The organism is Caldococcus noboribetus, from assembly GCF_055389385.1.
Genome location: NZ_AP042475.1, coordinates 492,634 through 512,845 on the forward strand (window position 1 = coordinate 492,634; position 20,212 = coordinate 512,845).

The 20,212-nt window shown below is 61.4% G+C and carries 17 protein-coding genes, 2 rRNA genes and 1 pseudogene; 13 read left to right on the forward strand and 7 right to left on the reverse strand.

The window, feature by feature from the left end:
- The first annotated feature begins 10 nt into the window (after positions 1-10).
- The 7 genes and pseudogenes from rqcH to ACZ5GQ_RS02695 all read left to right on the forward strand — a co-directional run bounded on the left by rqcH (position 11) and on the right by ACZ5GQ_RS02695 (position 8,250).
- Positions 11-1,956, forward strand: a pseudogene (gene rqcH / locus ACZ5GQ_RS02665) (ribosome rescue protein RqcH).
- A 34-nt stretch (positions 1,957-1,990) separates the two neighbouring features.
- Positions 1,991-2,200, forward strand: a complete 210-nt coding sequence (locus ACZ5GQ_RS02670) for a zinc finger domain-containing protein (RefSeq protein ID WP_013266090.1) — start codon at positions 1,991-1,993, stop codon at positions 2,198-2,200.
- 11 nt (positions 2,201-2,211) lie between these two features.
- Positions 2,212-2,487, forward strand: coding sequence for an elongation factor 1-beta (locus ACZ5GQ_RS02675; protein ID WP_498857096.1), 276 nt, complete (start codon positions 2,212-2,214; stop codon positions 2,485-2,487).
- Positions 2,484-2,843, forward strand: coding sequence for a hypothetical protein (locus tag ACZ5GQ_RS02680; RefSeq protein WP_498857097.1), 360 nt, complete (start codon positions 2,484-2,486; stop codon positions 2,841-2,843). The genes ACZ5GQ_RS02675 and ACZ5GQ_RS02680 overlap by 4 nt, the downstream gene beginning before the upstream one ends.
- Entirely contained in the window at positions 2,840-3,070 is a 231-nt protein-coding gene (locus tag ACZ5GQ_RS02685) for a hypothetical protein (RefSeq protein WP_498857098.1), read from the forward strand. Before ACZ5GQ_RS02680 ends, ACZ5GQ_RS02685 begins: the two co-directional genes overlap by 4 nt.
- Before the next feature lie 412 nt (positions 3,071-3,482).
- Positions 3,483-4,979 (forward strand): 16S ribosomal RNA (locus ACZ5GQ_RS02690).
- A gap of 190 nt (positions 4,980-5,169) precedes the next feature.
- Positions 5,170-8,250, forward strand: a 23S ribosomal RNA gene (locus tag ACZ5GQ_RS02695).
- Together the 16S and 23S rRNA genes form the textbook arrangement of a ribosomal RNA operon.
- 292 nt (positions 8,251-8,542) lie before the next feature.
- Here ACZ5GQ_RS02695 and ACZ5GQ_RS02700 read toward each other — a convergent pair.
- Positions 8,543-8,845 carry a PolB1-binding protein PBP2 family protein gene (locus ACZ5GQ_RS02700; protein WP_498857099.1) on the reverse strand — a complete coding sequence of 101 codons (303 nt, stop codon included), beginning with the start codon at positions 8,843-8,845 and terminating at the stop codon, positions 8,543-8,545.
- A gap of 55 nt (positions 8,846-8,900) precedes the next feature.
- On the opposite strand from ACZ5GQ_RS02700, the gene ACZ5GQ_RS02705 reads away from it, so the two are divergent.
- The 3 genes from ACZ5GQ_RS02705 to ACZ5GQ_RS02715 are packed head-to-tail and all read left to right on the forward strand — an operon-like array spanning position 8,901 to position 11,494.
- Complete coding sequence (locus ACZ5GQ_RS02705) at positions 8,901-9,899, forward strand: hypothetical protein (RefSeq protein WP_498857100.1); 999 nt, start codon at positions 8,901-8,903, stop codon at positions 9,897-9,899.
- Complete coding sequence (locus tag ACZ5GQ_RS02710; protein WP_498857101.1) at positions 9,830-11,104, forward strand: aconitase X; 1,275 nt, start codon at positions 9,830-9,832, stop codon at positions 11,102-11,104. Before ACZ5GQ_RS02705 ends, ACZ5GQ_RS02710 begins: the two co-directional genes overlap by 70 nt.
- Before the next feature lie 3 nt (positions 11,105-11,107).
- Complete coding sequence (locus ACZ5GQ_RS02715) at positions 11,108-11,494, forward strand: aconitase X swivel domain-containing protein (RefSeq protein WP_498857102.1); 387 nt, start codon at positions 11,108-11,110, stop codon at positions 11,492-11,494.
- Here ACZ5GQ_RS02715 and ACZ5GQ_RS02720 read toward each other — a convergent pair.
- Positions 11,475-12,212 (reverse strand): nucleotidyltransferase family protein, encoded by a 738-nt coding sequence (locus ACZ5GQ_RS02720; protein WP_498857103.1) that lies wholly within the window; start codon positions 12,210-12,212, stop codon positions 11,475-11,477. The genes ACZ5GQ_RS02715 and ACZ5GQ_RS02720 overlap by 20 nt on opposite strands.
- A 130-nt stretch (positions 12,213-12,342) precedes the next feature.
- Between ACZ5GQ_RS02720 and ACZ5GQ_RS02725 the strand changes: the two genes are divergently transcribed.
- Complete coding sequence (locus tag ACZ5GQ_RS02725; RefSeq protein WP_498857104.1) at positions 12,343-13,575, forward strand: MFS transporter; 1,233 nt, start codon at positions 12,343-12,345, stop codon at positions 13,573-13,575.
- On the opposite strand, the gene ACZ5GQ_RS02730 is transcribed toward ACZ5GQ_RS02725, so the two are convergent.
- The 3 genes from ACZ5GQ_RS02730 to ACZ5GQ_RS02740 all read right to left on the reverse strand — a co-directional run bounded on the left by ACZ5GQ_RS02730 (position 13,547) and on the right by ACZ5GQ_RS02740 (position 15,218).
- Positions 13,547-13,975 (reverse strand): universal stress protein, encoded by a 429-nt coding sequence (locus ACZ5GQ_RS02730; RefSeq protein WP_498857350.1) that lies wholly within the window; start codon positions 13,973-13,975, stop codon positions 13,547-13,549. The two genes, ACZ5GQ_RS02725 and ACZ5GQ_RS02730, sit on opposite strands and share 29 nt — an antisense overlap.
- Before the next feature lie 197 nt (positions 13,976-14,172).
- Positions 14,173-14,760, reverse strand: a complete 588-nt coding sequence (locus ACZ5GQ_RS02735) for a MarC family protein (protein ID WP_498857105.1) — start codon at positions 14,758-14,760, stop codon at positions 14,173-14,175.
- Complete coding sequence (locus ACZ5GQ_RS02740) at positions 14,760-15,218, reverse strand: DUF2286 domain-containing protein (RefSeq protein WP_498857351.1); 459 nt, start codon at positions 15,216-15,218, stop codon at positions 14,760-14,762. The genes ACZ5GQ_RS02735 and ACZ5GQ_RS02740 overlap by 1 nt, the downstream gene beginning before the upstream one ends.
- An 80-nt stretch (positions 15,219-15,298) precedes the next feature.
- Between ACZ5GQ_RS02740 and ACZ5GQ_RS02745 the strand changes: the two genes are divergently transcribed.
- Positions 15,299-16,144 (forward strand): DMT family transporter, encoded by an 846-nt coding sequence (locus tag ACZ5GQ_RS02745; RefSeq protein WP_498857106.1) that lies wholly within the window; start codon positions 15,299-15,301, stop codon positions 16,142-16,144.
- Between the two features lie 77 nt (positions 16,145-16,221).
- Here the strand turns inward: ACZ5GQ_RS02745 and ACZ5GQ_RS02750 are convergent, their stop codons facing one another.
- Entirely contained in the window at positions 16,222-17,979 is a 1,758-nt protein-coding gene (locus ACZ5GQ_RS02750) for an APC family permease (RefSeq protein WP_498857107.1), read from the reverse strand.
- A gap of 310 nt (positions 17,980-18,289) precedes the next feature.
- Here ACZ5GQ_RS02750 and ACZ5GQ_RS02755 point away from each other — a divergent pair, with 310 nt between their 5' ends.
- A complete protein-coding gene (locus tag ACZ5GQ_RS02755; protein ID WP_498857108.1) occupies positions 18,290-19,489 on the forward strand; it encodes an acyl-CoA dehydrogenase family protein in 1,200 nt (399 codons plus the stop codon).
- Here ACZ5GQ_RS02755 and ACZ5GQ_RS02760 read toward each other — a convergent pair whose 3' ends face one another.
- The gene (locus tag ACZ5GQ_RS02760) at positions 19,490-20,206 is read right to left on the reverse strand and encodes a DUF2192 domain-containing protein (RefSeq protein WP_498857352.1); all 717 of its coding nucleotides are present in this window, start codon (positions 20,204-20,206) and stop codon (positions 19,490-19,492) included.
- Positions 20,207-20,212: the final 6 nt, after the last annotated feature.

The following is a 20,212-nucleotide window of genomic DNA, read 5'->3' on the forward strand; positions in this document are numbered from 1 at the left end:
CAGGAAGAGCATGAGCTCCCTTGACGTGTACGCCTGGGTGTCATCATCTGCTAAGGCGCTGCTGGGCTCTAGGGTTGACAACGTATACCAGTCAGGCGACCTGATAGGGCTGAAGGTTAAGGCCTACTATGGGGACTACCTGGTGATACAGCCGGCCGTCAGGATGCACATGTCGTCAAGGTACCAGCCCGGGGCCGAGCTGACGCCGCTCGTGAGGGCCCTGAGGGATAACATCAGGGACTCAAGGATATCCAGCATAAGCCAGGTGGCCTTCGACAGGGTCGTTGAGCTGAGCCTTGAGGGGGGCAGCAGGGTAGTAGTGGAGCTCGTGCCCAGGGGCGTGGTAGCTCTGGTCTCGCCTGAGGGCAAGGTGATAGCGGCGAGCTCGTACCTGCAGGCCAAGGACAGGTCAGTGAGGAGGGGGAGCCCCTACGCCTACCCGCCCCTCAGGCAGGCCAACCCATTCACCCTGGGGCCTGGGCAGCTGGAGGACGTCGTGCACAGGAGCAAGGCCAAGGACCTGGTCAGGGCCCTAGTTCTTGACCTCGGGGTCCCCGGCGAGGCCGCGGAGGAGGCGGTCTTCAGGGCTGGCCTGAGCCCCGACCTGGAGCCCCAGGCCCTTCGCGGCGAGGACGCGGAGGGGCTCGCCAGGTCCCTGGCCTCCATACTTGCGGAGTCGACTCAGGGCAAGGGGTACGTCTACGTGGACAGGTCAACGGGCCAGGCCCTGCAGGCCACGCCCTTCAGGTCAACTAGCGTCAGGGGGGCTGAGGAGCTTGAGTTCGCAACCTTTGACGAGGCCTTAGACTATTACTTCAGCAGGGCCGCGGCCGCCACTCCGAGGGCCAGCGCCGCTGAGGCCGAGAGGCAGAAGTTAATGAGAAGCCTTGAGGCGGCGAAGGAGGAGGCCGAGAGGTACGCGGAGCTGTCCAGGGAGCTTGAGGGCCAGGCCAACGCCGTGGCCTCAAACTACTACTATGTAAAGGACGCCCTCGAGTGCGCTAAGGCCGGCAGGGAGGGCTGCGAGGGGGTCAAGGAGGTCAACAGGAGGCAGGGCTACGCAATAATTAGCGTGGGAGGGGTTGACGTGAAGCTTTACCTTTACGAGACAGTAGATGACGCCGTCAAGAGGCTCTATCGCGAGGCCGGCGAGCTCAGGGCAAAGTCGGAGAGGGCCAGGGCCGTTGAGGCTGAGATGGACGAGAGGCTGAAGGAGCTGGAGGAGCAGCTCAGGCTTCAGGAGCTCAGGGCGGCGGCCAGCAGGAGGAGAAGGGCCTGGTACGAGAGGTACCACTGGCTGGTCACCAGCTCAGGGCTCCTGGCCATAGGGGGGAGGGACGCCGACCAGAACGAGAGCATAGTGAGGAAGCTGCTCGGGCCGAGTGACGTGTTCCTTCACGCTGACGTGCACGGGGCGCCGGCGGTGGTGCTCCTGACCAGGGGCGCGGCTTCTCCGATGAGGACCTGCAGGAGGCGGGCCTCATAACTGCGGTCTACAGCAAGGCGTGGAAGGCGGGCATGGGCTCAGTCAGCGTCTACTGGGCCCTGGGCTCCCAGGTGTCCAAGAGCCCGCCCTCGGGGGAGTACCTGTCCAAGGGCTCATTCATGGTCTACGGCAAGAAGAGCTACCTCAGGCCCTACAGGATGGAGCTCTACCTGGGCGTGGCCCTTGACGAGGAGGGGCTCCCGGTTGTAGTGGTTGGCACCGAGGAGCTCGTGCGCCTGCAGTCGCTGGCCTACGTGAGGCTCATACCCGGCGACATGAAGGTCGAGGAGGCCGCTGAGGAGGCCATACAGCGCATGTACAGGGCCTCGGGCGACGACAGGGTCAGGGCGCTGATCGCCTCAGAGGTAGCCCAGAGGCTCCCGGGCAGGTGCGACATAACCTTGGCCAGGAGAGGCCAGGGGGCTGGGCTGAGGAGGCCGAAGGAGGAGCCGCCTGGGGCTAACACTTAATAGGGTAACCCCTCAGCTGAAGCTGGGAGACTGCATGTCAGTGGCTGCCGTGAGAAAGATAGACATGCTTGACATGGTCCAGCCGCCCGTGTGCACTAGCTGCGGGAGGATAATTCACCCGAAGGAGAAGGCGGTGGCCTTCTACTGCCCCAACTGCGGCAAGGTGCTGATATGGCGCTGCGCTAAGTGCAGGAAGCAGGGGACGCCGTACAGGTGCCCCAACTGCGGCTTCGTGGGCCCGTGAGGTGACCGGCCTTGGCGAAGGTTGCTGTGCTGGTCACTGTAACCCCGTCCTCCGTTGACGTTAACCTGAGCGACCTGCTCAACAGGATCAAGGGCTCGCTGCCCCAGGGCTACGAGGTCCTTAACTCAGGCGAGGAGCCCATAGCCTTCGGCCTCAAGGCGCTCAAGCTCGTGATAGCTATGCCGGAGGACGTGGAGGGGGGCACAGAGACTCTTGAGGACGTGCTGAGGTCAGTGCCTGACGTCGAGGACGTGCAGGTAGAGGCAGTCACAAGGATGAGCGAGTGACGCACGTGAGCGCGGCCTCAGTAATACTAATAAGCTTCTCCGTGGCCCTGCTGTTCAACCTGATCCCCCTTGGGGCCCCTCCCTACGTCACCGTCGTCCTGCTTGAGATAAGGTACGGGGGCCTGGGCTTCTGGCCCCCAGTGCTGGCGGCCTCGGCTGGGGCGGCTCTGGCCAAGATAGTCATGTACTACCTTGGGGTGGGCCTCAAGGGAGTCCTGAGGAGGAGCAGGAACGTTAGGTTCCTGGCCAGGTACTCTGACAGCAGGTGGGCCTACCTGCTTGCCTTCTTCGCCGCGGTGGTGCCCGTGCTCCCGCTTGATGACTTCGTCTACATGGTGGGGGTGCCTCAGGCATGAGGGCCAAGCTCATGGGCCTCGTGGCCGCCGCGGCCAAGCTCCTGAAGACTGTTGCCGAGACCTCACTGCTATACTTCGTAACCGGCGAGGTGTCCATGATATTCAGGCTGCCAGAGTACCTGGTTATAACGTTCATGGCTGCAGCAGGCCTGGTGGCGGGCCTTATAGTGTTCAGCCTTGACTGGGAGTCCCTGGCCAGGAGGCTCGGCCTCCTCAGGGGGCCCTGAAGTTAATAGCCCTGGAGGCCACAGTAATAGCGCCCCGCAGCTGCTCGCCCGGCGGCGCTGGGCCAACGGGGAGTCGTCGCTCCCGGTGTGAGGCCCGGCCTCTGGCTGCGGGGACATTGTTCTGATATTCAATTATGATGTGCAGCGCTTGAGAGAATTCAGCTCTAGCGGCGTCCGCGGAGCCTTGGGGTGGCTAATAACCTTGTTCTGAGGTATCAGCTACTAGCAAACGTTATAAACCCTAGCACAGTAAGAAGAATCTACGGCTCTGACAGGAGCCGTGGACGCTTAGCGAATGGGGGCCTAAGCAAACCCTGGGGAGTGGTACCTCAGGGACGCTTAGGTCTGACAGGGGCCCGTGAGCCACGCAACGGCAGGGTGTGCCCAACCGCCTCAGCCGCCTTGCGGCTGAACTCCGGTTGATCCTGCCGGACCCGACTGCTATCGGGGTGAGGCTAAGCCATGGGAGTCGTGCGCCCAGCCGCCGCTGGGCGCGGCGCACGGCTGAGTAACACGTAGCTAACCTACCCTCGGGACGGGGATAACCCCGGGAAACTGGGGCTAATCCCCGATAGGCGAGGGGGCCTGGAACGGTCCCTCGCCGAAAGGGACCCTGGGGGGTTATCGCCTGGGGTCCGCCCGAGGATGGGGCTGCGGCCCATCATGGTTGTTGGCGGGGTAATGGCCCGCCAAGCCGACGACGGGTAGGGGCCGTGGGAGCGGGAGCCCCCAGATGGGCCCTGAGACAAGGGCCCAGGCCCTACGGGGCGCACCAGGCGCGAAACCTCCGCAATGCGGGAAACCGTGACGGGGTCACCCCGAGTGCTCCCGTAAGGGAGCTTTTCCCCGCTGCAAGGAGGCGGGGGAATAAGCGGGGGGCAAGTCTGGTGTCAGCCGCCGCGGTAATACCAGCCCCGCGAGTGGTCGGGACGTTTACTGGGCCTAAAGCGCCCGTAGCCGGCCCCGTAAGTCCCTCCTGAAAGCCCTGGGCTCAACCCAGGGAGTGGGGGGGATACTGCGGGGCTAGGGGGCGGGAGAGGCCGGGGGTACCCCAGGGGTAGGGGCGAAATCCGATAATCCCTGGGGGACCACCAGTGGCGAAAGCGCCCGGCTGGAACGCGCCCGACGGTGAGGGGCGAAAGCCGGGGGAGCGAACCGGATTAGATACCCGGGTAGTCCCGGCTGTAAACGATGCGGGCTAGGTGTCGGGCGGGCGTTAGAGCCCGCCCGGTGCCGCAGGGAAGCCGTTAAGCCCGCCGCCTGGGGAGTACGGCCGCAAGGCTGAAACTTTAAGGAATTGGCGGGGGGGCACACAAGGGGTGGAGCCTGCGGCTCAATTGGAGTCAACGCCGGGAACCTCACCGGGGGCGACAGCAGGATGACGGCCAGGCTAACGACCTTGCCCGACGCGCTGAGGGGAGGTGCATGGCCGTCGCCAGCTCGTGCTGTGAAGTGTCCTGTTAAGTCAGGCAACGAGCGAGACCCCCGCCCCTAGTTGCGACCCAGCGGGCGACCGCTGGGGCACACTAGGGGGACTGCCGCCGCTAAGGCGGAGGAAGGAGGGGGCCACGGCAGGTCAGCATGCCCCTAAACCCCCGGGCTGCACGCGGGCTACAATGGCGGGGACAGCGGGATCCGACCCCGAAAGGGGGAGGCAATCCCTCAAACCCCGCCGTAGTCGGGATTGGGGGCTGCAACTCGCCCCCATGAACCTGGAATCCCTAGTAACCGCGCGTCAACATCGCGCGGTGAATACGTCCCTGCCCCTTGTACACACTGCCCGTCGCTCCACCTGAGAGAAGGAGGGGTGAGGCTTCCTCCTTCGGGAGGGAGTCGAACCCCTCCTTCTCGAGGGGGGAGAAGTCGTAACAAGGTAGCCGTAGGGGAACCTGCGGCTGGATCACCTCCCGAATGGCGGTTGGGCGCCCTGCCGCGTGAAAGCTCACGGGCCCCTTAGCCGATGCAGCTCACAAGCTAAGCTTGTGAGCGAAGGGCGCTAGGGCCCAGCGGAGGCTGGGCTCAATGAGCGCCGCCCACCCGATGGGGCCAGCGCCCAGATCTGGGCCTGGCCCCACCAGGGGCACCTGACTTATCCCTGGCCCTTGCGGCGCCTACGCCGCCCGGTGGATGGCTCGGCTCGGGCGCCGAGGAAGGGCGCGGCAAGCGGCGATATGCCCGGGGTAGGCGCATGCAGCCGCTGAACCCGGGATCCCCGAATGGGACCTCCTGCACGGGGTTAACAGCCCCGTGCGTCCCGTAAGGGACGGGAACGCCCCGAACGGAAACATCTTAGTAGGGGCAGGAAGAGAAATCAATCGAGATCCCCTGAGTAGGGGCGACCGAAAGGGGGAGAGCCCAAACCAATTCCCTACGGGATAACCGTAGGGAGATGAGGGGTCGCTGCCTTCGCGGCTGGGGGGCAACCCCCAGCGGGCCTAGCCGCGGTAGCCGAAGAGGCCTGGAAAGGCCCGCCGTAGAGGGTGATAGCCCCGTAGGCGAAACCGCGGTGGCCCGCGCCGCGAAGGAGAGTACCACGGCCTAGTTTCGCCGTGGGAAGGTGGGGGACACCGACCTCCAAGGCTAAACACGTCCCGAGACCGATAGCGAACTAAGTACCGTGAGGGAAAGCTGAAAAGGACCCCGGGTAGGGGTGTGAAAAGAGCCTGAAACCGGGCGGCCACAAAGGGCGTGGCCCGAAAGGGGTGAGGCCCCCGAAGGAAACTCGGGTGACCGAGGAGTACGAGGGGTGCTGACCGGGGTCACGCCTTCCGTCTTGAAACACGGGCCGGGGAGTTCACGGCCGTGGCGAGCCTAAGGGGGTCAGCCCCGAAGGCGTAGGGAAACCGACAAGCCCGCAGCTGGGGAAACCCAGCGAGGGGCGGGGTCCTAACAGGGCCTGGAGTCACGGCCGTGAGGCCCGAAACCGGGCGATCTAGACGGGGGCAGGCCGAAGCGGGGGGCTAACCCCCGTGGAGGGCCGAAGGGGTTCTGACGTGCAACTCGTTCCCATGACCCCCGTCTAGGGGTGAAAGGCCAATCTAGCCCGGTGATAGCTGGTTCCCGCCGAAGTGGGCCGGAGCCCAGCCTCGCCAGAGGCAGGCCGTGGGGTAGAGTTACTGATTGGGTTGACCAGGAGGGGAAACCCTCCGGCACCCAGTCAAACTCCGAACCTGCGGCCGCCGAAGAAGGCGGGAGTGGGGCTCCCCGGCGTAAGGCTGGGGGCCGAGGGGGAAACAACCCAAACCGAGGTTAAGGCCCCAAAGTGCCGGCTAAGTGCCAATCGAAGGGCGTCCCCCGCCTAAGACAGCGGGGAGGTGGGCCCAACAGCAGCCATCCTCTAAGGAGTGCGTAACAGCTCACCCGCCGAGGCGGGGGGCCCCGAAGATTGGTCGGGGCTAAGCCGGCCGCCGAGACCTCGGGCCGCCTCCGTGATGGGGGCGTGCGGTAGGCGGGCGTCGGGGTGGCGCAGAAGCGGGGCCGTGAGGTCCCGTGGAGCCGCTCCGAGTGCTGATCCCGGCGGTAGTAGCAGCGAAGCGGGGTGAGAATCCCCGCCGCCGGAAGGGCCAGGGTTCCCCGGCTATGTTCGTCAGCCGGGGGTTAGCCGGTCCTAACCGGGCCCTTAACCGGCGCCCGGGAAGGGGAAACGGGTTAACATTCCCGTGCCGTGGGGGTACGTTTCGGGGCAACCCAAGGCCTGGCCTCCGACGCCTCAGGGTAGGCGGACTGGGGGCCTCCGTTCGGGGGCGACCCAGCTAACTGCCCGAAGGCCGTGGAGTGCCGTAATGGCGAGAAGCGGCCGAAGGGGGGAATGGCCCGCCTTTGGCGGGTTCCGCCGAGCCCCGGGGCCCATGAAAAGGAGGCCAGGAAGGATCCCCCACGCCCGTACCGAGAACCGACACAGGTGCCCCTGGGTGAGGAGCCCAAGGCGTCGGGGGGTCAACCCAGGCCAGGGAACTCGGCAAACTGGCCCCGTAACTTCGGGAGAAGGGGTGCCTGCGGTCCTCGGCTAAAACCGGGGTCCGCAGGTCGCAGTGACAAGGGGGACCTGACTGTTTAACAAAAACATAGCTCCCCGCTAGCCCGAAAGGGTGTGTACGGGGGGTGAATCCTGGCCACTGGTGGTACGTGAAACCCGGGTACAACCGGGCAAAGCGCCACTGAAGGCCGGGGGTAACCCTGACCCTCTTAAGGTAGCCAAATGCCTTGTCGGGTAAGTTCCGACGCGCATGAACGGATCAACGAGGTCCCCGCTGTCCCGGCCTGGGGCCCCGCGAACCCACTGGGTGGGTGCACAGCCCCACATCCCCCCGCAGGGCGAGAAGACCCCGTGGAGCTTCACCGCAGCCTGCCGTTGACCCTCGGGTGGAGGCGCGTAGCGTAGGTGGGAGCCCGTGAGGGGCCTCTTTCGGGAGGCCCTGAGGCGGCAATGAAACACCACCCACCTCTGCCTGAGGGTCTAACCTGGCGCAAGCCAGGGACAGCGGTAGGTGGGCGGTTCGGCTGGGGCGGCACGCCCGCGAAAGGGTAACACGGGCGCCCAAAGGTCGGCTCAGGCGGGTCAGAAACCCGCCGTAGAGTGCAAGGGCAAAAGCCGGCCTGACCGGGCCCTTAACTGCATGGGGCCCGGACGGGAAACCGCGGCCTAGCGCACGCTCGTGCCCCCTTCGGTGGGGGCCGGGCACGACGGAAAAGTTACCCCGGGGATAACAGAGTCGTCGCGGGCGAGAGCTCCTATCGACCCCGCGGTTTGCTACATCGATGTCGGCTTTTCCCATCCTGGGGGTGCAGCAGCCCCCAAGGGTGGGGCTGCCCGCCCATTAAAGGGGAACGTGAGCTGGGTTCAGACCGTCGTGAGACAGGTTGGGCTCTACCCGCGGGGGGTGCTGGCCGCCTGAGGGGAAGGTGCCCTCAGTACGAGAGGAACGGGGCGCCGCGGCCTCTAGTTTACCGGCTGTCCTGGTGGGCAAGCCGGGCAGCCACGCCGTAAGGGGTTACCGCTGAAAGCATCTAAGCGGGAACCCCACCCCGAAAATAGGCGGCCACTCGCTCCGTCGGCTCTGCCGGCGGGGCGACGAGGGCTCCCGTAGAAGACGGGGTTGATGGGACGGGGGTGTAAGCCGCGAGGGCGCAAGCCCGAGCGGTTCAGCCCGCCGTTCCCAATCGCCCGAGGCCCAGGGGCTAGGGATAAGTTAGAACCTTGGTGGGGCCAGGCCTGGAGGGTTCAGCCGGCCCCATCGGGTGGGCGGCGCTCGTAGTTATGCTTCTTCTTCAGCGATGGTAGACTACTCATGTTTTAGTTTGCCGGCTGCAGGGGCCAGCCCTTAACATAATGGCCGCAGGGGCAAGGCCTGAGTGCTGCCAGCCCTGCACGGCCCGGGGCCGTTAGCTGCCGCTATGGACGCCTTCAACTCCCTCGCAGCCGCGGAGGAGGCCACTAAGCGCAGCTTCATGCCAGTCAACAATTGTTAACGCCTAGCCGGGGCCCGAGCCCAGGACCCTCTCGACGGCCCCAATCCCCCTCTCGGCTATGAGCCTCCTCAGGGGGGCGGGGAGGTTGTAGCACTCGTCCCCCCTCTCGGCCAGTCCCATGTTAACCAGCTCCTCGAGCACGGCCGCCGGGTCCTTTATGCCCCTCCTCCTGAGGTCCATGGCTGCCCTGAGGTCGCCCACTGATATGTTGTCCACCAGGTAGATGAAGGCCTCCCTCAGCTCCCCCTTGAGCGACCTGGCAACCTCAAGGAGCTGGGAGGCCCTTATTTCCCAGTCCTCGCTCATACCTCTTCCTCTAAGCTTATCTTTGGTCAGACTTAACAGCGTTACGGGACGCCGCTTGAAGGTCGAGGTCAACAGGGAGAGGGCGAGGGAGCTCGGCAAGCTAATAGCTAAGGCCGCCGGCAGGCTTAAGCCTGAGACCTTCGAGGACCCCAGGTACTACCCGCCCAGGGGGACGCCTAGGAGGGAGGTGATGGCGTACTTCCTAGTCATGGTTGCCATGGACCACAGGCTGAGCAGGGGCAGGAGGCAGTACGAGGCCGAGGTTAACGGCGAGAGGTTCCACGGGGCTGACCTTCTCTACAGGCTCGGCTCTAAGCTCTTCGCCGAGGACCCAGGGTTCTTCACTGCGGACAGGCTGGCCAGGGTAAGCGATGAGGAAGTCCTCAGGTGGCTTACCGTTGACGGGGCCAGGCCGCCGGACGCCCACGTGAGGGCGGAGCTGCTCAGGGACCTTGGCCTGAAGCTCAAGGTCCTCTTCGACGGCGACCCATACAGGATCGTGCTTGACTCAGGGGGCTACCTAAGGAGGGGGGTTAACCAGGGCTTCATAGACCTGCTCAAGGTGTTCAAGGCCTACCAGGACCCAGTGGAAAAGAAGGCCTTCCTCCTGGCTAAGTTCATAGAGAGGAGGGAGGTGGTGATATTCCAGGACCCCCAGAACAAGGAGGTCCCCGTGGACAACCACCTGACAAGGATAGCCCTCAGGACCGGCATAGTCGACGTTGACTCCAACACACTTGAGCTCATAGCGGCGGGCCACCCGTTCAGGCCCCAGGAGGACGTCATGCTCAGGCTGGCGGTGAGGGAGGCCTACAGGCTGGTGGCCCAGGCTGCGGGCGTGGACCCGTTCATAATGGACGACTTCCTGTGGTCCTTCGGCAGGTCGTGCTGCACCTTCGAGGGGCCCTCGTGCGTCTCCGGCTGCTCGGCCAGGTGCAGCTCCCTCGGCGGCTGCGATAGTGGCGAGTGCATATTGGCCCCGGCGTGCAGGGCGAGGTCGGAGAGGCTCTACATGGTGCCAGAGCACAACTTCATGGACACGTGGTGGTACTGATGTACCTGACCGCTGAGGAGGAGAGGATCCTGAGGGGGGAGGAGGGGGAGGCCAAGGCAAAGGCGCTGGAGGTGATAGTTAAGGTCGGCGAGGCCCTGGGGGCCGAGAGGCTCCAGCCCATAGTTCACGCCCACGTCTCAGGCGTGTCCTACATAAACATAGGGGAGCCGGGCAGGAAGCTCATAGAGGACCTGGCCAACATGGGCGCCAGGTTCTCGGTGCCGACCACTGTTAACCCCATAGGCTTCGACCTTGAGGCCCCTGATGCCTTTGACCTAATATCGGCTGACGGGGAGGTCCTCGAGGGGCAGAGGGCCATAGTGAGCGCCCTTCACAGGATGGGGGCCTCCCTGACCCTGACGTGCACCCCGTACTACATACCGTCCGTCAGGGGCCTCAGGCCCGGCCAGAGCGTGGCCTGGGGGGAGTCTAACGCCGTGGTCTACGCCAACAGCGTGCTTGGCCTGAGGACCAACAGGGAAGGGGGCCCTGTGGCCCTGATGGCAGCCATAGCCGGCAGGACGTACTATTATGGGATGCACGTGCCGGAACACAGGAGGCCCAGGGCCGCCTACAGGCTCGAGGCCCCCGAGGGCTACAGGCTTGACTACGCCAGGGCCGCCGCGCTCGGCAAGATGCTTGTCAGGCTTCACCGCCGCGAGGGGCCGCCGCTCCTGGACGCCAAGGTTGACAGGGAGACCTTTAAGGAGCTTGGGGCAGCGGTAGGCGCCGAGGGGGACATGGCTATGGTTTTCGTCCCGGGCCTCACGCCGGAGGAGCCTCCCAGGGAGCTTGAGGAGGTGGTCTCAATAGACTACAGGGACCTGGAGGCCGAGCTGGAGTCCATGAGGATTGACGACGTGGACCTGGTGTACATAGGGTGCCCCCACGCCTCCGCGGAGGAGCTGGAGGCCCTGGCCAGGGAGCTCTCAAGGCTTAAGCCCAAGAGCAACAGGCCCCAGCTGCTCATAACTACGTCAAGGGAGGAGGAGAGGCGCGTGAGCCCCGAGGCCATGAGGGTGCTCAGGGACTACGGGGCCGTTGTGCTGAGGGACACGTGCCTCATAGTTTCAAAGCTGAGGAGGGAGGGGCTAAGGGTCGCGACCTACAGCTACAAGGCCATGTTCTACCTCTCAAGGCACGGGCTCAGGGTGGGCCTTGAGCCCATGGAGGAGCTGGCCAGGAGGCTGGGCTCTGAGGTGTAAGCCATGGAGCTCAGGGGAAGGCAGCTGGTCCCGGGCAGGGCTCTGGGCCCGGCAGTTGTAATGGAGGCCCTGAGCTTCTACGGCGACGTGGATCCCAGCACCGGCAAGACCTCTGACGGCAGGAGCGTGGCCTCAAAGATCATAGTGGCCATGAGGCCCAGGGGGAGCACTGTGGGCAGCTACATTATTTACGCGCTCAAGGCTAACGGGGTCGCTCCAGCCGCCATAGTTATGTCGAGGGTTGACCCCATAATTGTGGCAGGCTGCGTGCTGGCTGGGATACCCCTGGTGGACTCCATACCCGAGGCCCAGCTGTCGCAGGTGAGGGACGGGGACCTCGTGGAGCTCGAGGGGGACGGGGTCGTGAGGGTCAGGAGGGCAGCTCCGTGACCTCCCTGAGCAGGTCCTCGTCTATTTTCTTGTACCTCTCGAGGCTCCCCACGTCAACCCATGGGCCGTTGTATATGTAGGCCTTGACCTTCTTGCCTGAGCTTATCATGGCTGGTATCAGGTCCCCCATTATGTCAAATGAGGTGCCCAGCCGCCCCTCGTACTCCTCAAGGAGGCTTGGCCTTATCGTGAGGACGCCTATGGTGACCTTCATGTTTATCCACGGCTTCTCCTTGAGGCTAATCACGTCGTTGTTGTCATTGACCTCGGCGACGCCCACGGGGACCTGGTAGCTGTTGGCGACAACTACCAGGGCGTCGGCACCCTGCCTCACGTGCTCCTTGACTAGCTCGCCGGCGTTTATGGGAGCTAGTATGTCGCCGTACCACACAACTATGGGATCGCTGTCAAGCAGGTGGTGCTTATAGGCCTTGAGCAGCGAGCCCCCGGTGTTCTTGTACTTGTCGTCGTCTATGCTGTAGTCTATCTTTATCCCGAACCTGTCGCCGTAGCCAAAGTAGTTCCTCACGTACTTCCACTTGTAGTTGACAAGGAAGACCACGTGGCTCACGCCGCCCTTTATAAGGATGCTAACTATGTGGTCTGCCACGGGCCTCTCATCAGGGCCCAGAGGTATCATGGGCTTTGGTATGAGGTCAGTGTATGGCCTGAACCTGGTGCCCTCCCCTCCTGCCAGGATTGCTGCCGTGAGGGACAAAGGCTGTTCCCCCATATCTCTGTGATTAATACGATATTTTAATAACTTCTAGGCAGCGCCGCCTAGGACTTCAAGGCTTGGGGCCTTGTGCTTCGATAATTAGTAGATAAATATTTATCTGTAGTCTGACTTGAGCCTTAAGGGAGCTGCCATGAATATCAGGACCAGGTCGCTGCTGTTCACCTCCGTGGCGCACTTCTTAAATGACAGCTTCCTGGTCACGGTGTCGATATTGATAACGTACTACATAGACATGCACGTGTCGCCGGCCTTCCTTGGAGGCATGGCAGCGCTGGTTAACGTGCTCTCAGGCCTCGTGAGCCCCGTGATAAGCAACAGGGCTGACAGGACGGGAAGCCACGTCAAGCTCATGACCTTAGGTTTCATATTCATAGGGGCCTCCATGGCCTCCTTCGCCGGAACCTTCGTGTACGGGGGCTATGCAAGGCTCGCCCTGATAGGCCTTGGGTCGGTGCTCCTGGGCCTTGGGCTCTCCTTCTACCACCCGCTGGGGGGCTCGATACTTCAGTACTCCTATGAGGGCCAGGCGGGCAGGGCGCTCGGCATAAATGGCTCAGCCGGCAGCGTTGGCAGGGCAGTATTCCCCACGGTGATGACGATAGCTATAGCTTACCTGGGCGGCAGCGAGGCCCTGGCGATAATAGCCGCGTACGTCTTCATAGTGGCGGGCATCATAAGCTTTGGGCTTCGCGGCCTCAGGATGCCTGCCACAAGGGAGAGCGCCGCCAGGTCGTTTTCAAGGCTATCCCAGTACAGCTACCTCCTGGTCCCCCTGACGGCCATAGTGTTCATCAGGGCCATATTCATGACTGGGGTTATGACGTATGTGCCAACCTACGTCGAGCACCTGGTAAGGTCCAGGATACTTATGGGAATAATAGTAACGACATCGTACGCCACGGCCATAGCTGGTCAGCCTCTGTTTGGGTGGATGGTCAGCAGGTACGGGGGCAGAAGCGTCATAGTGCTGACAACCCTGGCCTCCACGGTCCTCTACATAGCGTTCCTGTTCACTCGCAGCCCTATAATGATAACCACGCTGCTGGGCCTCTACAGCTTCTTTGCCATGAGCGGCTTCCCGGTGCTGCTGGGCTACGTGTCCGAGGTGGTTGACAGGAGCGTGAGGGCGCAGGCGAACTCAATAGTGTGGGGCATAGGCAACACGGTAGGAGGCTCTGTTGGGGCCCTGCTGGGCGGCTTCATACTTCAGGGCGACGGGCTCCTTGGAATGACGCCGCTCGAGGCTACTATGTGGGCCTTTGCGGCCTTTGCAGTCATATCGTCAATAATGTTAATAATGTTACCAAGGAGGCCTAAGGCACAACAAGCACGTCAGCCTTAGTAGACTTGCCAGCCACCTTGTGGGTCACGCTGCCGAGGACCAGCCTTTCGAGCCTTGACAGCCTCCTCCTGCCAAGCACTATCAGGTCACAGCCGTTGACCTCGGCATAGCTAACTATTGTGTCCCCTGGGTCGCCAGTGAGCACCTCGAACCTGACCTTATAGCCCTCTGCCGAGAGCTTAGCGGCGAGGTCCGAGAGCCTCTTCCTGGAGGACTCTATTATGAGCGAGAGGTTGACAGCATCCGGCACAACAATCTCTCCGAAGGCCATGGAGCTAGGGGGTATGACCGTCAGGAGGCAGAGCTCGCTGTTGAAGCTCTTGGCTAGCTCAAGGGCCCTGCTGAGCGCCTTCTCGCCGCCCTCGCTGCCGTCGTAGCCAACAAGTATCTTCTTATACATCTGGCCCACCACGTGCTTGTTATTGAAGTTTAGATTTTATAAACGTTAGAAGGCAAGGTATCTGAGCGGCCCGATGAAGAGCGCTGCAAGCGTGACTACCGATGATCAAGGCCTGTGTTGCAGAGGGCCTCAGGCTTAACGCCGATGAGGAGGTCGATAGGTCTGAGCCGGTGAGGACGCTGTCCCCGGCTGAGGCGCTAAATTGAGGCCCTTATGAGGCTCACCGCAAAGCCCGCAAGTACGAGGCTCATGAACTTGTCTATGAGCAGAGCACCGTGCTTTCCAAGGAGCAGCATGAGCCTCTCGCCGAAGTACAGTATGACGTAGGCCAGGGCCGCGTTTATCAGCACGCTGGCTATCGCCACCGGGTAGCCGTAGATGTACCTGAAGTAGAGGGCCGTGGATATGCTCCCCGGCCCCGCCAGGAGGGGGGTGGCCAGGGGCACTATGGCCTGCTTCTCTATGGACTCGGGGCTGCTCGGGGCCCCTATCTCTATGTCGAAGAGGCTTGATATGGCGTACACGAGCAGTATTATGCCCGCCGCTATCCTGAAGTCGCTCAGGGTCACCCCCAGGAGCTCAAGCATGTAGTCGCCTATTATTATGAACGCGAGCAGCATGAAAATGGCCGAGTATATTAATGTCCTGAGGAAGCCGCCCCTCCTCGCGGGCGGCAGCTTCTCAACGGTGCTCACGTAGAAGGGTACCACTGAGAAGGGGTCAAGAACTATGAAGAGAGTTACCACTGCCTCGCCTAGGCCAAATAGCTCCCTGCTGAGGCTCATCAACCCTCCTTCTCCTCTTCTCCTTCGCCCTCCTCCTCTATGCCCTCAGGCCCCTGCTTCTCAGTAGTTATGTCCTGGGCCTCAGCCTCAAGCTCTGTCCTGACGTCCTCATTTATGTAGGGGGCCAGGAGGTAGATCTTGTACTCCACGTACTTGTCTTCGCTTACCATGCGGTTCTCAAAGCTTATGGTGTACACAGGGAAGCGTGCTACGGCCTTGTCCTTGGTCCTTCCGAGGCTTCCAAGCTCCCCGAGGTCCCTGAAGAGGTCCACTATCTCAGGCTTGAGCGGGAGGGGGAACTCCAGCTCCCTGTCATCCTTCAGCACTATGAAGTCGCTGGTGGCCGGGTCCCACTCGTTCATGGCCTCAAGGGCCTTCCTCTTCACGACCTCCCTTAGGTCGCCGTCCACGACCTCGCTCTGAACTACCTTGCCCCTCTCAGCCCTTATTGAAAGCACCTTCAATCCTTTCAGCCCGCGAGTCTGGCTGCAGCTCTGCTTAAAAGCAAAGCTGGGGTGCCTAAGCCGAGGATGCCCGCTTGGGCCTGGGGGCTTCAAGGAGGCTGGGCTACGCGTACCTGACAGTGACCGTGGCGGTCTGGGGCACCGCTTACCCAATAATAGACGTGGCCGAGAGGTACGTCTCCCCGGTGGCCCTGGCGGCCCTCAGGACCCTGATAGGGGGCGCCGTGCTGGCGGCCATATCGAGGAAGCTGGTCGCCAACTGGAGGACCCTGATCGCCGGCTTCATAAATATAGGAGCCTTCCTGGTGCTCCTTAACCTTTCAATAGTGCTTTCCCCAAACCCTTCGCTGGCTGCGGTCATGATTTACGCTCAGCCCCTGTTTACGACGATAGCTACCCCATACGCACTGCACAGGAAGATAAAGGGGCTGCAGTACGTCGGGGTCACGATAGGTATGTTAGGGATAGGGGCGCTGACAGCGGCTGACTTGAGGGGCCTGAACATGGGTTTACTTCTTGGCCTGTTGGGGGCCATCCTGTGGTCGGCTGGCACCATATACTTCGAGAAGTACGTTGCGGCTGACGAAGGGGTGGACCTTGTGGGGGTGACGGCCTTTATGTCGTTGGCCTCCACGCCACTGGTGCTGGCCTTCTGGCCGCTGGGAATGTACATCAGCTTAACGCTAAGGTCTTTACTGTTGATAATCTACGTGACCGTGATAATCCAGGCCATTGGCTGGCTCACGTGGTTTTACGGAGTTAAGAGCCTGGGAGGGGTCAGGGCCGGCGCCTTCTCAATGATAACGCCGATAGTTGCCATGGCCTCAACGGCCCTCCTCCTTGGAAAGCTCCTCAGACCCATAGAGATAGCGGCCTCCGCGGCAGTGATCGGCGGCGCCACGTTAGTTCAGCTGGCCTAGCCCAAGGTAGTTCAAGAGAGCCCGTTTAATAACATGCTTATTAACAAAAAGGAAAGGAGGGGAGAAGAGCAGGGAAGTTACTCTAGAGGCAGCCCCCTCTCCTTGACCTGCCTGAGGTCCTTAGTCTCGTACGCAGTGTAGACCCCTATGAAGTAGACGGCCAGCGAGGCCAGCGCGGCCAAGAGGTAATCCCAGGGGTAGGGCACTATGGGCTTCGGCAGGGGCCCCAGCGACCCTATAAACGATATTATGCCTATTACTATGTTGAATATAACTAGCCAGATGGCGCCCCTTATGTCTGGGTGCCCTTTACTGACAACCCACAGCGCTGCCATGAAGCCCACCTGGATGAGCGAAATTATGGTCCAGTAGATCGAAAAGCCCAGGAGGCCCATGTTGTCAAGCTTCAGGTAGTAGGCAGCGATGATTGCAGCAGAGGAGGCCCAGGCGATTCCTGCGAGGGACCATGCGAGGCCCCTTGAGAGCTTCAGCTCGTCCCTGTAGGGGCCCAGCAGCAGAAGTGGAAGGCCCACTACCACAAGCTCCACCATCACGTTGACCAGGCTCCACCCTGACCAGTAGACAAACATGGCGGCCACTACGAAGGACGCCGGGTAGACTATGTACCAGAGCGGCGGCCTGTAGGACCTTTTCAGGTCAGGGGCCAGTCTCCTCAGGGCGTGGTTCGTGACGCCAACCGTAAGGTAGTTGTAGACAGTGGCCAGAGCCGATATTGACATGATCTCATACCAGGTGGGGAACGGGAGGAGGAAGACCACGGCTATTATAGTTGACACCAACAGCGCTACCCAGGGAGTCCTGAAGCTCCTGTGTATCTTAGCAAAGAACTTAGGTATGTAGCCAACCCTTGACATACCGTAGATGTTCCTGCCGCTGGTGCCCACGTACGCCGCCAAGGTGCCCGCCGGGGACACTATGGCATCTATGAGCAGGAGCACCGCGAAGCCAACAAGGATCGGTACTCCGGTGGCCGTCAGCTCGGAGTAGAACGGGTGCGGTCCCCAGCTGCTCTGGCTCAGGGCTGTCCAGTTTCCAAACTGAACGCCCGCCGCTGACCAGTTTATTCCGCCAAGGAAGGCCAGCTGAAGCAGCGTGTAAATTGCTATGGTGACCACCAGGGCCAGGAGGGTTCCGAGCGGCACGTCCCTCTGCGGGTTCTTGGCCTCGCCCGCGTACTCAAGGCCCTGCCTGAAGCCCTCATAGGCGTACACTATGCCAGTAGTTATCATGCCGCTGAAGACTGCGGCCGTCCCGAAGGGGAAGAAGCCCTTAGGGGTGCCGACCACGTTAGATGGGTGGAAGTAAAGCAATAGGAGGAGCAGCAGGGTCAGCGTCGGTATTATGAGCTTCCAGGCGGTGATAAACCTGTTGAACCAGCCGAAGACATGAACGCCTACGAGCTGTATTGCAAAGAATACAAGTATTAGCGCGGCAGCCAGGGCAACTCCAGCGGGCGTGAGCAGGCCGAGCTTGGAGTTCCAGGCCCAGGGCATATACTGGCTGCCGTACTCAACGACGGCCACGGCCTCCGCTGACACGGTGGTGACCGCTCCAACAAAGTATGCCCAGGCCAGCATGTAGTTGCTTATAGTTCCGTGAGTGTAGTGGTTATATCTTGCCAGCGAGCCGCTGAAGGGGAAGAGACCCCCAAGCTCAGCGAACCCAAACACCATTAAGGCGAAGAAGAGCCCAGCCAGGATCCACGAAAGCAGCGAGGCCGGGCCCATGACGCCAGAGGCGCCTAAGACGCTGAAGAGCCATGACGAGCCTATCATGCCAGTGATGCCTAACATGAAGATGTCCAGGAGGGTCAAGGACTTCCTGAGGGTGGGCTGAGCCGCACCCTCAGGGCTTCCGCCAGCGCTACCTTCTCCGCCTGACGCAAGCTATCACCACTTTTATAGCAGTCCCTGCTAAGTGTGAGAATAAAAGAGTTTCGAGGGCAGCATACAGATTCTGAGCAATATTATAGCAGTAATGCAGTGGGATTTAAGATACGGGCTCTTTTTGCCAAAATCTAGAGCTGATGCGGGCAGCTTAATAAGCTGCCCAGCTGGCGTCGCCAGAGGCCTCTATGGCATTCTACATATTATTTTCCTTGGACCCTCCAAAATGGGACCCAATATGGTGTTTCCATTCAAAAGCGTTGAAGACTTTAAGATAAACCTGACGGAGGAGCACGAGCTCTTCAGGAAGTCCGTGAGGGAGTTCGTAGAGAAGGAGGTGATGCCCAGGTGGAGGGAGATAGAGGAGAGCAACAGGATACCGCCAGAGATATTCAAGGCTATGGCTGAGCAGGGCCTCACGGGGGTCGGAATACCAGAGGAGTACGGCGGCCAGGGCGGCGGCCAGCTGATGACCGCAATAGCCATGGAGGAGATAGCCAGGGCTGTGCCGAGCTTAGCGGTAGCCATTGGGGTCAACCACCTCTTTGCCATACCTGTGCTGGAGTTCGGCACAGAGGACCTGAAGAAGAAGTACGTGACGCCCATAGCTAGAGGTGAGAGGAGGGGAGCTCATGCCAACACGGAGCCCAGCGGGGGCAGCGACGTCGCTGGCATACAGTCAAGGGCTGTTAAGGAGAACGACCACTATATAATAAACGGGCGGAAGGTCTTCATAAGCGCCGCTGGCGAGGCAGACTACCTCCTCGTGTCTGCCAGGACAAGCCCGCCGCAGGAGGGCAAGAGGTGGTGGGGCATAACCACGTTTGTCGTCGAGAGGGACTGGCCCGGAGTCAAGATAGGGCAGCAGTTCAGGGTAATAGGCATGAGGGGCGAGCAGCCCTATGAGGTTGTTCTGGACAACGTTAAAGTGCCAGCGGAGAACGTTGTTGGTAAGGAGAACGAGGGCTTTAAGGTCGTGGTCACCACGTACGATCACACGAGGATAGGCATAGCTGCCCAGGCCGTCGGAATAGCCCAGGCGGCCTTCGAGAAGGCTGTGAGCTACGCCCTTCAGAGGGAGCTCTTCGGGCAGAGGATAATCAACTTCGAGATGATAGTTGAGAAGCTGGCCGACATGTACATAAGACTTGAGGCATCAAGGCTTCTCACCTACTGGGCCGCGAGCCTGGCAGACCAGGGCAGGCCCGAGTACACAATAGCCGCGAGCCTGGCCAAGACATTCGCTTCGGAGTCTGCCGAGTGGATAGCCAGGCAGGCGGTGCAGATACACGGAGGCTACGGCGTTGACTTCGAGACAGGCCTCGAGAGGTACCTGCGCGACGCCATAATAACTACCATCTATGAGGGCACAAACGAGGTCCAGAGGCTGACAATAGTGAAGGAGATGCTGAGGCAGGCCTTCGGGCTAAAGATATGACTAGGGGCCCCCTGCCCCCTCCTTGATGCTCCCGAAGATTTGTCTCAGCACCTTCCCGGGAACCTTGAAGACCTCCGAGGCAATTTTCACGATGTACCTGTCGCTGGGCACCGCCTCCTTGCCCCTGCCAAGCTGAATTGCCACGGCCTCCTTGAGCGCCTCCTTGGTGAGCCTGTCCCTCACGGAGCCCTGCTCTATGGCCATGGCTACCTTGAAGGCGGAGTAAAACTTGAGGAACCTGTTGACGTCATCAGCTCTCTCCGGGAATGCGGCCGAGATGGCGTCGCTTAGCTGCTTCATGTAGGAGTCATCAGCGAAGCCGAAGTAAACCTTGGTCAGGCCTATCCTGAGGATCCTCGCAACAGTGTTGCCGTCGACGGAGCCTAGGAGCGCGAGAACCTTGTCCTTCGCGGCGGCCCCCTCAGTAGTCAGTATTGATGCGGCCTGCTCCAGCTTAACCTCAATGCTGAAGATAGCGTCAAACTGCTCAGGGTACTGTTCGTCAAGACCCATGCCATACTTACCCATTACGTAGAGGCTGGTCAGCTCCTTGTCATAAAGGTCCGCCGGGTCGGCCGAGCCCTTGATAGGCGTAATTTTAAGTCCTTCGTACTCCTTTCGGAGCAGCTCTATAGCGCTTTGCCTGTCGACCTGCTGGCCCGAGTCCCAAATGCTTATTATGTTGTTCCATACATTCATTAAGGCCTCTGACCTAATCTTGTT

Coding starts and splice junctions, on each gene's coding strand:
- ACZ5GQ_RS02670 (WP_013266090.1), top strand. CDS start 1,991: ATGTCAGTGGCTGCCGTGAGAAAGATAGACATGCTTGACATGGTCCAG.
- ACZ5GQ_RS02735 (WP_498857105.1), bottom strand. CDS start 14,760: ATGAGCCTCAGCAGGGAGCTATTTGGCCTAGGCGAGGCAGTGGTAACT.
- ACZ5GQ_RS02700 (WP_498857099.1), bottom strand. CDS start 8,845: ATGAGCGAGGACTGGGAAATAAGGGCCTCCCAGCTCCTTGAGGTTGCC.
- ACZ5GQ_RS02755 (WP_498857108.1), top strand. CDS start 18,290: ATGGTGTTTCCATTCAAAAGCGTTGAAGACTTTAAGATAAACCTGACG.
- ACZ5GQ_RS02685 (WP_498857098.1), top strand. CDS start 2,840: ATGAGGGCCAAGCTCATGGGCCTCGTGGCCGCCGCGGCCAAGCTCCTG.
- ACZ5GQ_RS02730 (WP_498857350.1), bottom strand. CDS start 13,975: ATGTATAAGAAGATACTTGTTGGCTACGACGGCAGCGAGGGCGGCGAG.
- ACZ5GQ_RS02715 (WP_498857102.1), top strand. CDS start 11,108: ATGGAGCTCAGGGGAAGGCAGCTGGTCCCGGGCAGGGCTCTGGGCCCG.